This window comes from Haloplanus sp. CK5-1 (genome assembly GCF_037201915.1).
Classification (GTDB): Archaea; Halobacteriota; Halobacteria; order Halobacteriales; family Haloferacaceae; genus Haloplanus; species Haloplanus salilacus.
This window is the reverse complement of record NZ_CP147505.1, coordinates 2565976-2579912: the sequence shown is the minus strand read 5'-3', so window position 1 is coordinate 2579912 and position 13937 is coordinate 2565976. Positions and strand designations below refer to the sequence as shown.

13 protein-coding genes are annotated in these 13937 nt (G+C 54.6%); 5 read left to right on the top strand and 8 right to left on the bottom strand.

Annotation, left to right across the window (positions count from 1 at the left end):
* The first annotated feature begins 366 nt into the window (after positions 1 to 366).
* Positions 367 to 1023: a hypothetical protein gene (locus tag NBT81_RS13690; protein WP_338739410.1), complete on the top strand. Its 657-nt coding sequence runs from the start codon at positions 367 to 369 to the stop codon at positions 1021 to 1023.
* Between the two features lies 1 nt (position 1024).
* Here the strand turns inward: NBT81_RS13690 and NBT81_RS13685 are convergent, their stop codons facing one another.
* The 7 genes from NBT81_RS13685 to NBT81_RS13655 form a co-directional block, all read right to left on the bottom strand.
* Positions 1025 to 2254: an ATP-binding protein gene (locus NBT81_RS13685; RefSeq protein ID WP_338739409.1), complete on the bottom strand. Its 1230-nt coding sequence runs from the start codon at positions 2252 to 2254 to the stop codon at positions 1025 to 1027.
* Positions 2247 to 4106, bottom strand: coding sequence for a hypothetical protein (locus NBT81_RS13680; protein ID WP_338739408.1), 1860 nt, complete (start codon positions 4104 to 4106; stop codon positions 2247 to 2249). The genes NBT81_RS13685 and NBT81_RS13680 overlap by 8 nt, the downstream gene beginning before the upstream one ends.
* Entirely contained in the window at positions 4099 to 5217 is a 1119-nt protein-coding gene (locus tag NBT81_RS13675) for a hypothetical protein (RefSeq protein WP_338739407.1), read from the bottom strand. The genes NBT81_RS13680 and NBT81_RS13675 overlap by 8 nt, the downstream gene beginning before the upstream one ends.
* 306 nt (positions 5218 to 5523) lie before the next feature.
* Positions 5524 to 7407, bottom strand: a complete 1884-nt coding sequence (locus NBT81_RS13670) for a DEAD/DEAH box helicase (protein ID WP_338739406.1) — start codon at positions 7405 to 7407, stop codon at positions 5524 to 5526.
* Positions 7404 to 8051 (bottom strand): hypothetical protein, encoded by a 648-nt coding sequence (locus tag NBT81_RS13665; RefSeq protein ID WP_338739405.1) that lies wholly within the window; start codon positions 8049 to 8051, stop codon positions 7404 to 7406. Before NBT81_RS13665 ends, NBT81_RS13670 begins: the two co-directional genes overlap by 4 nt.
* A complete protein-coding gene (locus NBT81_RS13660) occupies positions 8048 to 8725 on the bottom strand; it encodes a hypothetical protein (protein ID WP_338739404.1) in 678 nt (225 codons plus the stop codon). The genes NBT81_RS13665 and NBT81_RS13660 overlap by 4 nt, the downstream gene beginning before the upstream one ends.
* A gap of 82 nt (positions 8726 to 8807) precedes the next feature.
* A complete protein-coding gene (locus tag NBT81_RS13655; protein WP_338739403.1) occupies positions 8808 to 9752 on the bottom strand; it encodes a hypothetical protein in 945 nt (314 codons plus the stop codon).
* 204 nt (positions 9753 to 9956) lie between these two features.
* On the opposite strand from NBT81_RS13655, the gene NBT81_RS13650 reads away from it, so the two are divergent.
* The gene (locus NBT81_RS13650) at positions 9957 to 10463 is read left to right on the top strand and encodes a hypothetical protein (RefSeq protein WP_338739402.1); all 507 of its coding nucleotides are present in this window, start codon (positions 9957 to 9959) and stop codon (positions 10461 to 10463) included.
* A gap of 146 nt (positions 10464 to 10609) precedes the next feature.
* A complete protein-coding gene (locus NBT81_RS13645; protein WP_338739401.1) occupies positions 10610 to 11122 on the top strand; it encodes a hypothetical protein in 513 nt (170 codons plus the stop codon).
* Positions 11123 to 11325: 203 nt separating this feature from the next.
* Here the strand turns inward: NBT81_RS13645 and NBT81_RS13640 are convergent, their stop codons facing one another.
* Positions 11326 to 12282: a hypothetical protein gene (locus NBT81_RS13640; protein WP_338739400.1), complete on the bottom strand. Its 957-nt coding sequence runs from the start codon at positions 12280 to 12282 to the stop codon at positions 11326 to 11328.
* A 548-nt stretch (positions 12283 to 12830) separates the two neighbouring features.
* Here NBT81_RS13640 and NBT81_RS13635 point away from each other — a divergent pair.
* Positions 12831 to 13448 (top strand): SIMPL domain-containing protein, encoded by a 618-nt coding sequence (locus tag NBT81_RS13635; RefSeq protein WP_338739399.1) that lies wholly within the window; start codon positions 12831 to 12833, stop codon positions 13446 to 13448.
* 9 nt (positions 13449 to 13457) lie between these two features.
* On the top strand, positions 13458 to 13898 hold the full coding sequence (locus NBT81_RS13630; protein ID WP_338739398.1) for a dual specificity protein phosphatase: 441 nt from the start codon (positions 13458 to 13460) through the stop codon (positions 13896 to 13898).
* Positions 13899 to 13937: the final 39 nt, after the last annotated feature.

Here is a 13937-nt window from a genome sequence, read left to right as displayed (position 1 = left end):
AGTTCAGGACCACATCCAGCAAGCTATTGCGGCGTTGCAGGCGATTGACGAAGGGTTGAACGCAACGTAATCATCCGGTTAGGGCGTCATAGACCAGTTCACAAGGGAGCTGTTTTCAGGGAGTATCGGGAATGGATTGCCTGCTCAGTGTATTCTGCCTACTGAACACGGGCATCCGCGGCGAGCGGAGCGAGGCCACCGCTCCTCGAAAAACGTGGCTGCACTGAGCGAATCAGGAGAGCGAAGAACAGCCATGAGGACCGTTGTATGACACCCTCACCACAGTATCAATTGAACTGACTGGAGAGTTGCCAACTGTCTCGGGTCCGTCGTAGGTTATAAATATTGAAACTTGGAAGAATGATTATGACCTCCCAAGGTGATGTATACGACATAATCCAAGATAACGCCGAATACCCGGGCTTTGGAGCGGCGTCATTTTTATTCTCTCAAAGACTTACACGAAGGAAAATCCGAGGTAATCTTCAAATCCGGTTCGGAACTGCTGACGCGTTAGACAAATTTGTTAATGTGTTTTTGAATAAAAATGATGTCGAAACAATAGAGTGGAGTTCGTCAGGGCCACAGATTTACACTTCAGAGGACAATTGGAGCTATCCCAACCAGTTTGAGATTGACGATGTCTCGGAAACACTTGATGTGGTCTTATTGAGTGCTTATGAAGACATCTTGGTGAAAGATCGGACTGACGAGTTGTTAGAGGCACTATCGAGAGGTGGCATATCTCGGACAGCACGAATTATTGCAGCGTTAGTCTATCGACGAGATCATGCAAGAGATTCTTCTGATATTGATCGCTCGTTCCTTTGGGATGCATACAATCTGATTGAAACAGAACAGTACGAGCAGATGGCACGTAAGGATCTTTTCAATGAATTAGTCCGTATTGGATTCATTGCGCGAGATGGGACTGATGTGTATCCACTTCCTGAGGTCGGATCGATTGATGCTCCTGAGGAGCATCTCCCACTTCCCACGGTGTCAGATGAGTGGGAGTCTTAATCTAGTGCTTTGATTCAGCAGACTCTGTTGGGAGTTCATCTTCGATGGCCTTGTGTGCCTCTGTGAGGTGGTTTATACTCAACTTTGAGCCGGAGCGTTTTGCCGTTCGTGCTGCTGTGAGTATTAGAATCTCAATATCCGCACCGGTGTAACGCTCAGTTTCAGAAATGAGCGTATGTGGAAGCTTATTCGGATCTTCGCATACGACCCTTCCAAGTTCCTCATCAAGGGCGTCTGCCGCCGAATGTATTATTTCTAAGTAGTGGTGGAAAATCGCACTCCGAACTTTGGAATCGGGACGATCGATAGATAGTGATCCATCACCTAACCGTCCGGGTCGGGTAAGCGCATTATCGAGTGTCTCTTTCGTGTTTGTTGAAGCAATCACTTTGAGTGGCTCAGAGGAAGGGCCTCGACTGGATTTCGTCTCAATGCCGTCAAGCAACACTAACAGCTGTGAGACGACCTGTGCTGTGTAGTCTTGAGTACTGTTGACACGAGAAGAGCCTATGGCGTCAACCTCGTCAATGTAGAGCACGGGTACCGGGGAGTTACGCGCCTTCGTGAATGTCCGTCGGAGCGTTGCTTCGGATTCTCCGACCCACCGACTCAGTACCTCAGGTCCACTAATTGTAACCGGGACGGCACCATAGAGCTCTTCACAAATCTCTTTTACAAGTTCAGTTTTGCCCGTTCCTGGCGGTCCTTCGAGTAGCATTCCGGTTTCGTCCCGAAGGCCCCAACTGGCGAGCGACTGCGTCAGGAATTCTTTGATTCGTTGTTTCTCCTCATCTAGGCCAGCAACTCGTGTGGACCAGACGCTCGATAGATGATTCTCTGATTTTTGAGCAGCTAATAACAGCGCTGCGGAGACAGCATCCACATTCGAAGGCAGGGAAGGGATTGATTCAGATCCAGCCTCCGGCACCTCAATTACGAATTCACCCTCACCATTGGGGAACTCGTCAGAGGCTGTTGGAATCACAAGTTGATGGTACCGTAGATGTTCCAACTGGCCATCAACCACACGGCATCGGTAGCGGTCTCGGGTTTCAACACTGGAAGTTAGCTTGAATGTGCCTCCTGTTTCCCCCTCATTTCTCACCAGACCTGCTAATTGGTGTCGCTGAATCCGTTCACCACTATTGAATAACGCAACTCGAAGTTCACTTGGCCATTCCGCCGCTGTATCAACGAGCCACTCATCCAGTTCAGTCACCGGGTCACTCATCTTTATCTCCGAACCACTCAGCTAACAGGGATTGAGCCGAGATTAGTTTCTCACATCCATACTGGCCCAATACAGGAACACACAACTCCGCGCGTTGGTCGGATTCGGACGAGGACGTCCACCGTTCAACCAGTTGATGGATCATTTCTGCGCGGAGTTCAGAGCGGAACAGCGTTCGAGGAGGTACAACTAAGTAGATCCACACCTCAGATTCTTCACTGTACTTATCTAGAGTATGGTAGAATTTTCGGAAATTGAACGCACCTTCGGCACGCCCTGTTTCGAATTCAAAAACGACTCGTGAATTTTTGGGAGGTTCGGGATTAGTTGCTGACAGATAGTGTCGCACTCCATTCCATGCCCACGTCCTGCCGGTGTTAATTTCTATATCTGGTACTTCATCAGTTGATTCGTCCGATGTTTCCGAGTGAATCGGACCTGAAGACATCAAATGCTTTTCAACGAACTTGTTGAAGCTAATCTCTTCTTCCAGCACTGAATATTCTTCATACATTTGCCAGGCAATCCCGGCGGTCATCGCGGCTTTCCACAAGTAGTGCTCATCGCTTTCACCCTCAGACGCTTCCTGTTGTTGTGTTAGCGCGATTCGTCGCCAGTCGTTTGCGCGGAGGCGAGCTTCGTGTTCTGCCTCAATATCGGCAATACGAGAGTGGTCAATATGCTCGAAAGAAAAATACCGCTTGGCAACCTCGATGAATTCGGAGGAGCTATCCTGTCGTGGTGAAGCGAGTCGAATAGGGGCCGCGGTCCGCTGCAGTAGTTCGTTTGAAGTCTGATCCGAATCGTAATCTTCGGTTGTTGGTAGAAGTGTTCGTATCAGCTCTTGTGTCTCATCTGGAATAAACCGGGACTGAAGATCCTCCGCATCAATGTTGAGCACGAAGTATCCCAACTTACCCGCATAAAGAGTGGAGATAATTGACTTGAGATCGGGTATCATGTCTCGATCTCCGTGATTGATGCGAATCTGCTGATCTTCAGTTGAGACGGTCCACGCTTCCGTAGTGAGGTCAAGCGTCACAATCGCCCCGTGGATCGTGGTATTCTCGATTGATCCCGCACGGACTGTGGCCGTCTTCGTCCGTGGCCGGCCACCCTCTAGTTCGGTGTAGGTATCTCTGAGTACTCGCTGAAGAAAAGGAAGTGATTCAGCATCGCTGCTGTTGATGTGGATGATACACTGTGGTATTGTTGACCCGTACGGATTTCCACCTGTCCAGTGGTAGGCGGGATCAAATTCCTCAGCTTCCTGTTCTGGCCGATTGCCGGTTTGCGATTGGTTGAGGGTCATGATGTTCGACGTGCTGCGGTTGTCCGTAGTCAGCGTCTTCAGTTGTGTTGTACCGAGTGTCTCTACGTGTGTGGCTGTTTCCTCTCGAAGGTAGAGAGGGTTCGTGACCTGGTGGCGAAGAGACTCAACATGCGCAGTGGTTCCGACGGTTCGGATGTGATTGGGCAGGGTTTGCTCTTCCGAATCGGAAGCATCTTCATCTCCCTGCGAAACGGTATTTAATTCGATTTGTTGAGTAACAGAATGGCTATTGATAGTAACGACACCATGTGCTGAACCAACACGGTCTACGGCCACTCTCGAATGGTTCGAAAGAGTGGATCCGGATACTTTTTCAGATTTGGTAGTTATCGATTCGACACCAACAGTGGGGATAACTCGATCATGTAATCGTGTAGACTCCTCATTCGCCTCACTATCGCTGGAGGTTCTGTCTTTCCCCAACGACCGAGGCTTTCCTCCAGAGATGGTCTCGAAATCTAGGTCCTCGCCAACGGGAATATCATCCTCTTCTTGTTGATCTAAATCTTCATCACGCATGCTCAAACCATCCGTTCCGCTCAAACAGTTTTCTGATTGCACGGTAGTTGTTGGATTGATATCCCGATTTGCCAGACGTGTTGACTGAGTAGATCGGCACCGTCATCAATTGTGGCCGCCTGCTGTTGGAAAGGATTAATGCGGATCCACATGCTACTCTAGTAAATGCGCCAAGTTCTCCCTCATTCAGTTTTGGAGGGGTACTCTTCATTGCGTCGTTGAACAATTTCGCCGTTGACTCATCTGCTGGCTCAAAGGTTTCTATGAAGCTTCTGTAGAGCTGATATTGCAACCCTGCTAATTCGGAATCTCCCTCACCGTTGGGGATTCTACGATTCGCAATCCACGATGCACCTAATATGGTCTCGTACGGATTCACATACGTGTGGTTATATCCACTATCCTGTAGGACTCCAAGCCGGTCCAATTGCTCGAACAGCTTTGGTTCGAGTGCAGTTTTTGCCGATGATTGAGACGTGCCCGTATTTGCTAGATATAGTGCAGTTGCTTCAGATCCGAGTGCAGGCAGCAATTCAAGAAAAGAGTCAATCCAATCATCAAACTTATCAGAAATCACGACACGGCCGTGTTCCACGTTGAATAATTTCTCCGGGAATTCAGGAAATGCAGATGTGCCATCCGCTTCAATGTGCTTCTCAAGCTCGGTCTTTATTGTTAGAAGTTGATCGTGTATAACATAGAGCGACCTCTGTTCTGTTCTGAATGTCTCCTCTCTGAACCTCGCTTTCTGCATTAGAGTTCGGTGGCGATCGAAGTTCTCAGCGAATGATTCGAGTTCGTCATTTCGGAGTGTGAGTTGTTCACCACCGAATTCAGCCGTCCAATCGAATTCGTGTAGCCACCACGGGTCGAGTCTCTCCCCATCTTCCTCAAATTTCCCAAAGAGTGAGTGTGCCACCTCTGGAAGTTCGTCATATTTAATCTCAGATGATGGGTTCGATTTTTGCGTTACCGCCCTCCAAAGGTCATCTTCAACGGCACTTTTGAATGTAGATTTAGCCGGCAAATGCTGTAATCTCCCAAGATATTCGTCAATCCGGGAAAGACTCTCAGAAAATGAGTCCTCGGTGATATTGTTCTCTGAAGCCATGTTCTAAGTTATAATCACCACACCTGATAACAGTCAGGGGCGGTTGATGAAACTGGTACGGCTGTTGAGTCAGCGGAGAGCTGGCCCAAAAGCGTCGTGCTCACCGGTAGAAACACTTCCATAAGAGCCTGGTCGCTGCGTAGTCTGCTGACTTCCACTATATGATATCGTTTTCTTCTCGGTAGCGTTGGTAGTACGCTTTCTCTACGGTGCATAGGTCGAAATCTTTGGGATTCCTCTGCCGGAACTCTGTGAGAATCTCTGGATAATCGCTGAATGACTGTTTGGAGGCTACGTTGATGCTGATTAGTTGGTGAGGCGGCGAGTAAGCGTTGTGGCGACGGCGTCTGCATTCCGGACGACGGCCGTGATGACTGGTTCGATTGCTGTGCCTTGGTAGAGCATTTGGAATGCGAATTTCGGGGTTCTGGAGTCGGCAGAAATAGTTGCGTAGAATTGCTCGTGGTCAGCTAACGTGCTGGTCATGGAGTCGGTGACTGAACTGACGGTGCCGTACGCGCTGTATGCTGAGCGATCTTGATATGTGGGGCCGTAATCGACTGAAAGGCGCGTAGTTTCGGTGCCGTCCAGCATCTGTGGATGTTCGGTTTCGAGAAGGTGAATATCGGATTCTTGGAGGTAGTAGCGGTGGGCTTTGGTGGGGGAGAAGTTGTTTCGGACTGCGTCTGCCAGTTTCGTTTCGCCGGGTGCGAGCCCAAAGGCTTCGCTGAGACCTTTCGAGGCCTGTCGCCATGCATCAAGGTCGTCGGGAACGCGGTACAGGTAGAACACGTCGCCATCGCGGACGCTCGTGCGGAGCCAGTCGTCGAGTTTCGTCTCTGGTTGGTTCAGCATGTCGGCGAGCGCGTCACGTTGGCGGGGTGTGCCTTCGAGTGCGTGGTGGACGCGGCCGACGCTACTGCGGGTGATGAGCGTGTCGGTGTCGATGTTGGTGATGTCGAGGCCGGCACGGTGGGCTTCATCGATGCCGCGTCGTAGGGCTTCGTAGTCGGGACTGTCCGGAGTGGCGAGATAGACGGCGTGGCGTGGGGCGTCGGACCCGTCGGGGCGCATGATGCGACCGAGGCGTTGGATGAATCGGACGGAGCTAACGACGTTACTCCAGACGATGAGGAGGTCGGCGGCAGGCAGGTCGATGCCTTCTTCGCCGGCGGCGGTAGCGATGATGAGGTCGGTGTCGTCAGCTTGCGCGGTTTCGACGGCGGCTTGTTGCGCGTCGCGGCTTGTGTGGACCCGGCCAAGCAGTGTTGCGGTCGTGTACTCGCTCAATTCGTCGTCGAGTTGTTTAGCGATGGTGACACGGTCAACGAACAACACGGCTTTCTCGAAGTCATGGTCGGCAAGTGCGTCTCGGCAAGCGTCGATTTTGTGTACCGCGGGGCAGGCATCGAGTAGAGGAAGCGTGTCGTCGCCGAGGACATCGCCCATGACGGTGTCTCGCCGCAGCGTTTCCTCTAAGGCGAGTGCGCCGTCACGGCACAGCATGCGGATGCCAAGCGTTGGGAGGCCAGCGAATTGCGTCCCGGCGAACTCACGCCGCGCGTCTTCGAGAGCATCGATGACGTCGGTGTACGCCTCCGGATACGGGGTGTCGTAGATGTCGCCGAGCCAGTCTGGTACGTGCTCATCGGGCAGATCAGTCCACGACCGACGATGAATCGGTCCGATAGCAGCCGTGATTTCACGTTCTTTGGCTGCGGGGATGGTTGCGCTGAGGCCGAGTTTATACTGAAACTCGGTGAGGTCCAGCAGTTGGGTGAAGGCGTGTTGCCCGGTGGTATGATGGCATTCGTCGATGATGACGGCATCGAACTCAAGATGTGCGACGTCGTTGACGGCGGTTTGGGGCGTCGTAACGACGATGTCGTGGTCCTGCCATTGCTGAGCCCGTTCCGTGGGGTGAACTGTCCCATCGAGTTTCGTGGTCGGGATGGTCGTGTACTCATCGTAGTAGGCGTGGGTTTGCTCAACGAGGAATCGAGACGGTTCGAGGATGAGAATCCGGTCGATACCAGACTGGTGGAGTCGCGTTCGCGCCCACATGCACCCGACGAGGGTTTTGCCGGTTCCCGTCGGCAGGCACACGACTGCTCCGTCGTGACTCGTGGCCCACGCGTGGGCCTCCTCCTGATAGGGTCGTGGTGTGATCCCGGTGAGTGCTGCGGTCATGTGTCTGGATCCAGGTCGTCGTCCGATGCGTCGGTGACGGACACGGCAGTGACGACAGTTTGGGGCGGGCGTTCGAACGCGGTCATTGCGGTGTCTATCTCTGCTTTCTCGTCGGGCGTGACGTCGATGTGTAGTTTCGACGCGATGTGTTCGAACTCCTCTGAATCTGTCTCGGGCTGGTGGAGAAAGTACTCGAACAGCGGCAACGTCTGCTCGGTGAGCCCCTCGTCGTCGAGTTGGGTGGCGAACTGTTCGAGCGTCGGGAGCGGACCGCGGCGGAGTTCAAGCGTCGCGTCGATATCTTCGCCGTAACTGAGTCCAGCGTTTTGAATGGCGTCTCGAAGCCGCATCTCGATCATGTCGTCGCCGAGGAGCATGCCGAGCATGAGGAGTGCGAGCCCGTCTTGGGTCCCGGTTCGGACGGGTGCGAGGGCTTCGGCGTCATCGCTGGCGAACACGGCTGCGAGGTCGTCGGCTGGTAGCGTCGGGTAGAGCATGCTGAAGTCGTGTATCGTTTCTGTGAGCCGGGTTCTGAGTCGCGCACGAAGCTCGCTGTGCTCGTCAAGATCGGTGTCCGGGTCCGCGAGGATCTCGGCTTCGGCGTCGGTCACCAACCCGGGCGGATGCGGACTGGTGTCGGTCATGGCATGGCTCCGTGCGTCTCGTACCGGGTGCGTTGCATCGTAGCGTACTCAGCGAGAAGCGAATCGATTGGTGGATCAGTGTCGGTCGGGCCGAATGCGATGGTGCCGAGGACGACGTTCCCGAGGAACTGGTGGCGCATGTGGTCGGTGAAAATGTGCCTTGCGGCGTCGTTTGAGTCCTCGAACGGTCGCCGTTCGATGATATCGACATGCCAGTCAGAGATCTGGCCAGCACGCGTGTGTGATTGTTCGAAGTCGATCAGTGGACTTGTTTCCGTGTTATACGCTGTTACGTACTCGTCATAGGACTGCTGTGCAGCCGCCTCGATGGGCGCTCGCGGCAGGGGGTTGTCGGCGACGAGTGCTGATGTGGACAGGACCCATTCCGGATCGGACTGCGTGGTACCGTTCCAGTACCCCTTCATAGCGATCTCGGTGCTCGCAACGTCGAGTGCTGACTCGTCCAAGGCATCGCTGAACGGGCTTGTGTCTGGTGTCGGGTACGGCTCGAATCCTGGTGGAACCTCGGATTCGGGGATAACAAGGTCGGTGGCAGTGAGACTTGCATCATCGGCACTGGTACTGGCCTTGGCGTCCGCGCGGGTGGGGAGCCCGATGACACTCACGCCGCCGATACCTTGTAGGAATGCTCGCCGCGTGTTGTTCTGAGTCATCGTGATCGATGCGTGTCGTCCGAGTCGTTGGTTAGTGGGTCGCGCGGCTGCGGTACAACTGTGGCGCTGAGATTATGTTTGGTCATGTGAGTGTGATTAATCCGGCACCGCTTTCGTTGATGTCGCCTCGCTGTTCGAGCACGTCGAGTATATTCAGGGCCTCGCGTTGCGCTACGTCGTAGTCCGCTTGAAATCGATCGAGGAGGGTTGCCAGCACCGCACCGGGCTCGTTTTTCAGTTCGCTTTGCTCGTCAGTGAGCTCAGCGATGGTCGTTTGCATTGCCGTGGCGAGTTCGGCTTGACTCTGGTCGTGCCCATAGAACAGCGGCCACTGGTCGTCAGGGGTCGGCCGTGGGAGACGCTCAACTCGATGTGTCAGGGTATCTGCCAGCGTGGTAACCGTGTCTCGCGCGACGCCGGGGTCGGGGTCCGGCCAGTGATACGTCCCGGTCTCGATGACGCCCCATGGCGTTGTTTGGACGACGAGTGCCGTCACCAGGACCGGCCGACTGGCGGTGCGTTGGTCGCTGGTGTGGGCGACCAGGATGGGTTTGCGGACCGAGAAGACGGTTCGCGTGAACCCGTTGACTTGGTCTTCGGTGTGGGTGGAGTCGATCCAGTCTGTGTACGCTCCTCCGTCGCCGTCCACAGACGCATCGTCGAGTTTCTGGTCGTGGTACCCCTCGACATCATCACTGTACGGATGCTCGTCGTCAAGGAGGTTTAGGCGGCAGGCGAGGACACGTTGCTGATAAGCACAGGTTCCATCAGGGGTGTACAGTGCTGTGACTGCGTGGTGTGGCTTTGCTGGATGGGCCTCGCGTCGATGTGACATCGATACGGGGCCTGCATTGAGACCGGCGACCGTGTACGGTGGTTCGACATGGCTCGTGTTTGGTAGGAGTTGATACAGGCGCGGGCCGGATTCAGCTGGCCGTCGCAGATGTGCATCTGTTGCCGGCATCATCGCTGAACTGCTCGGGCTTCGAGAATCGTCGGCTAGCGGCAGGTTGAAGCTCTCAGTCATGCGTACTGTGGCTGTAGGGTGCAGTCTCCTGTGGTGGCGAGTCTGCATGTCGGGATGGTGGGGTCGCTGTGCTGCTGGTTGCTGGTTCGGCCTGGTATCTGCATGGAACGTATCTCCTATGCAACTAGTCATAACATGAGGTTATGGAATAAATCTTGTGACCAAGGTGTCACGGTTAAGTATCCGGCCGTCAAACACCCGAATATGGCCGATCGAGAATCACTGAACCTTCGTATTCAGGAGGGGTTACGTGACCACGTTGCCGATATCGCCCGGGACGTCGAAGGCGGCGAGAGCCCGCGAGAGCTCAGTGCCACAGCTGAGAATCTGATTTACGTCGGCATGGGCATGAAACGCGCTGACCAGCGCTCTGATGACTCTGTGCTCCCCACGTTCGAAGGCCCATTCGGCGTGCTGCCACGACCATGGGCTGAACCGTCATTCGACGGCGACGATGTCAGACTTGGCACCCGCGTGGATACGGACACCATCGATACGCTCGAACGAGCGTTCAACAAAACCAAGCACACGGCAGCGAAACAAGCCCTTCGCCTTGGCGTCATCCTCATCGAGAAGGACGCGATTACGATTCGCGGGCCCGAGGGGATTCGTCGGCCGTTCGCTGAGGTCAATGTTCAAGACGAGGTCCATGGGGAGCGCGCTCAAACCGCATTTGATGCACTCCGAACACATCAAGAGTCACACCCGTAGTTGAGATGGTTGTATTCGGTGGGTGTTGTCCCATCTGATTAAGCAGCTGAGTCGTGGAGGATGTGAAGGGAAGTGGCTATTCAGCTGCTGTGTGGGAGTGGCGAATCTCATGATTCTTGAGGATAGCGCTAAAAATCAGGGTGCGCATGGAACCAGCCAGAGATGTATTAGCACAATTCCTTGATGATCTAAATGACGACCTAGCGGATGCTGATATTGAGACGGCACAGAACAGAATCGAGTCATTTCAGGATGAATACGACCTGCAGATACGAGAGGGTGGGATAGCTATCGGTGTCCATATCGATATTTGGTCGTACGATTACAAAGATGACATCTATTTTCTCGTGCGAGGCTATGATTCGATCACAACTGGAGTTGAGGAGGTTGTGGTGGATCATGTCTACTCACTCGTCTCTGCGATGGGAGAAGGGGCTGCTGAACGCGCGTCTCGAATGCGTGACGAGCCGCCGACAGTAACTGAAACGTCATACGAGTCGATGGAGACTGATATCGATATAGACATTCATGCTGATGTATATTATCACCGGATGAGAGCGTCCTGTGATGGGAAGCAAACCGGGCAGGTAACTCAGCCATCGAAGAGTGACATTCTTGATGCTGTCGAATCTGTCATCCCGAATGATGAAAGAGTGTAGGCTCTTTCCTCACTGCGGAAACAATCGAATTGGAGAGCGCATATACTGATACTACCCCAACCGGCCGCCACTCGTGAGCGATGTAGCGACGGAGAGGGATGACCAGAAAGACACCACAGAGATGGGTCGAGACGCAGAGGTGGACCCAAATGAACGTGTGTCGCCGGGTCCGTTCCGGGCACGACAGTGCTACAGACGCTCTTTCATATTGGCGTATACGGCCAGTCTTCGGAGACCTCGTTGCTGAATTCGGAGTCCGCAACGACAGTTCGGAGTCGCTTGACGAGATCGTCTTCCAGTTCGAATTCTCTCTCGATCTCTGCATTCCAGTCCCACTGTGGGGTGTGAATTCCGATGCCCCTGGTCACTTCTTTGAGTGAGTGAAGGAAAAATCGCCGCTGATGCATCTGATTGTCCGCCAGAAGTCCTTCGAGGATGTCTGTAGCCGCACCTGGATCGGCGTAAAACGCTTGTATGAGTGTCTGCTCGCTCCAATCCGCAGTAGAGGCGTCTCGGGCCATCGTGTGGATGTCTCCGGCCACATCGTGGGTCGGATGGCCGATTCCCCACCCATAGGCATAGGAGACAGCCCATCGGTTGTCTTTGAATCGTCGGTCGGCAGCTGACTCGACCGGATGCTCGTATTTGGCGAGCGTCTCAAGATACGCCAGTTCCGCTGCGGGAATCGCTTCGACGCCCTCATCGAGTCGTGTCCGTATGATATCTCGGCCGACGATATTCCCAATGGTTGCCCCCACTCCCGGTGGGGGTGTCCTCTCGGCACGAGGGTCGTACGTCTCGATAATGTCAAGGAGGAACTCCCTGCCCAATGTCTGCACGGCTGTGTCGAGTGTGTCCAACAGGAGCGTTTCAGCGGCGACAATCCGGTTGTGAACCGTCTCGATATCTTCCCATTCAAGCGTTTTCCGAAGCACTCGTTCAAAGGTCTCGACAGCCTCAACGGTGGTTTGTCGTGTCGGCTCTTTTTCGAGGTATTCTTCGAGCGTAGTAATATCATCCTGGATGAACGTCTCGTATGAATGCTTGACCCGCCGTTCGTCGATACGACCGAGTTCTTCACGGGGATGCTCGTGATAGAGATGCGATCGTAACCGCTGCTCATCTTGGCACGATTCCGTACAGTAGGGACACTCCGGCATCTTGTCTCTCGCATACGAGATTGCGGGCGAAAATTATTGCTCCGATGTCTCTTGGCCGGAGATGGTTCATGAACTGGTGGCGGATAGCGCGCAATAGTCATCGGGCGACCACCGAAATTATCGGTCGGCTGGATCGGGAAGACAGTGTTCACACCAGTCGCCTGGCATCTCAGGATCAAGATCAGCACACTGATTACGATCGTTCCCAACGCGCACCGTCACGAGACTGCACTCTTCGTGATGCCAGACCCCATCCGAATCGCGGATGAACATACACCACGGTATGGCACGCGTGGGTAGTAATCTATGCATGAGTACTGAACAGTTGCTTGAAATGAGATGATTACAGCTTCATAAAACGAGGGTGGCCTGCTGACTCCCATCTCGCTGTCTTGCACTCCTCCACTAACCAATTGACAGCCAGAGACCGCTGTGTCACTAGCTTCGACAAGCGCCTGCACCCGTTTCCAGCTCCGAATTCGAATTATGTGGGTGTCTGACGGGGATTCATCAGTCGTGCGCCGAAATGACGAAGCAACGGCGCAGTCATGACCAACCGCACCATCACGACGGAGGCGACCGCTCGCAGCGAGACGACTCCGGAACTGGCGACAGTCGAAGCAAACGTGAAAGCAGAGGGCGGCGAGGCGACCGCCGCCTTGGCACAGGCCCGTGACCGAGTGGCCACGATTCGGGACACGGTCACAGCAGTCTCGGCAGACCACATCCAGACCGTAGACCTCCAGGTTGCGGATGCCACGGAACCGTTTGGTCCCGATATCGACGCACGGTATCAGGCCACAGGACGCCTCCGTCTCAAGTGTGTACCAGAGACAGCCGAATCCGTTGTCGCGGACGTGACCGACGCTGGTGGCACGGTCGAAACGGTTCAGTTTCAGATCCACGACCAAGAGCGCCAGCAACTCCAGGATGATGCGCTGACGGCCGCGATGGAGCGTGCCCGTCAGAAGGCTGAACGCCTCGCTGCTGCTGAACAGCTGGCGGTCGGAGACGTCCAGAACGTGACCACCCAAGACGTTGATGGGGCGACTGGTATGGAACGTATCGTTGAGGACGCGCTGGACGGGCCCGACGCTGATCTCTCTCCAACACCGATCGCGGTGTCGGAACGAGTCGAGGTCGTCTACGAGCTCACGGAGGAGTGACGACGGCGGATGGAGGAAGTCGCACAGAACCTGTTCGTCGGGACCGCTGCGGATGCCACCGACGAGTCAACGCTCCGCGCACACGAGATCGAAGTGATTGTCTCACTAACGGCCACCAACCACGCCGGGAACGTGCCAGCCGAACTGACGCTCGTGGAGGTCCCGATGATGGATGGCCCACAGAACAGTCAAGACGCGTTTGAGACGGCAGTTGATGCGGTTGTGTCTCAACTTGCTGCCGGCGAGAAGACACTCCTCCACTGTTCGGCCGGCGCGTCCCGCAGTCCTGCGGTCGCTGCGGCCGCACTGGCCCTCCACAGAGACAGCGAATTGGAGGCGGCATTCCAACAGATACTGACCCGACGGCCTGAAGCTGACCCACATGACGCGTTGATTCGGCAGGCGCACGCTGTCTACCAGCGTGGAGCAGATGCATTTTCAACCAGTTGATCACGACCTTCCGAAAGGAGGAGAGGTAGCGTCCGGAGA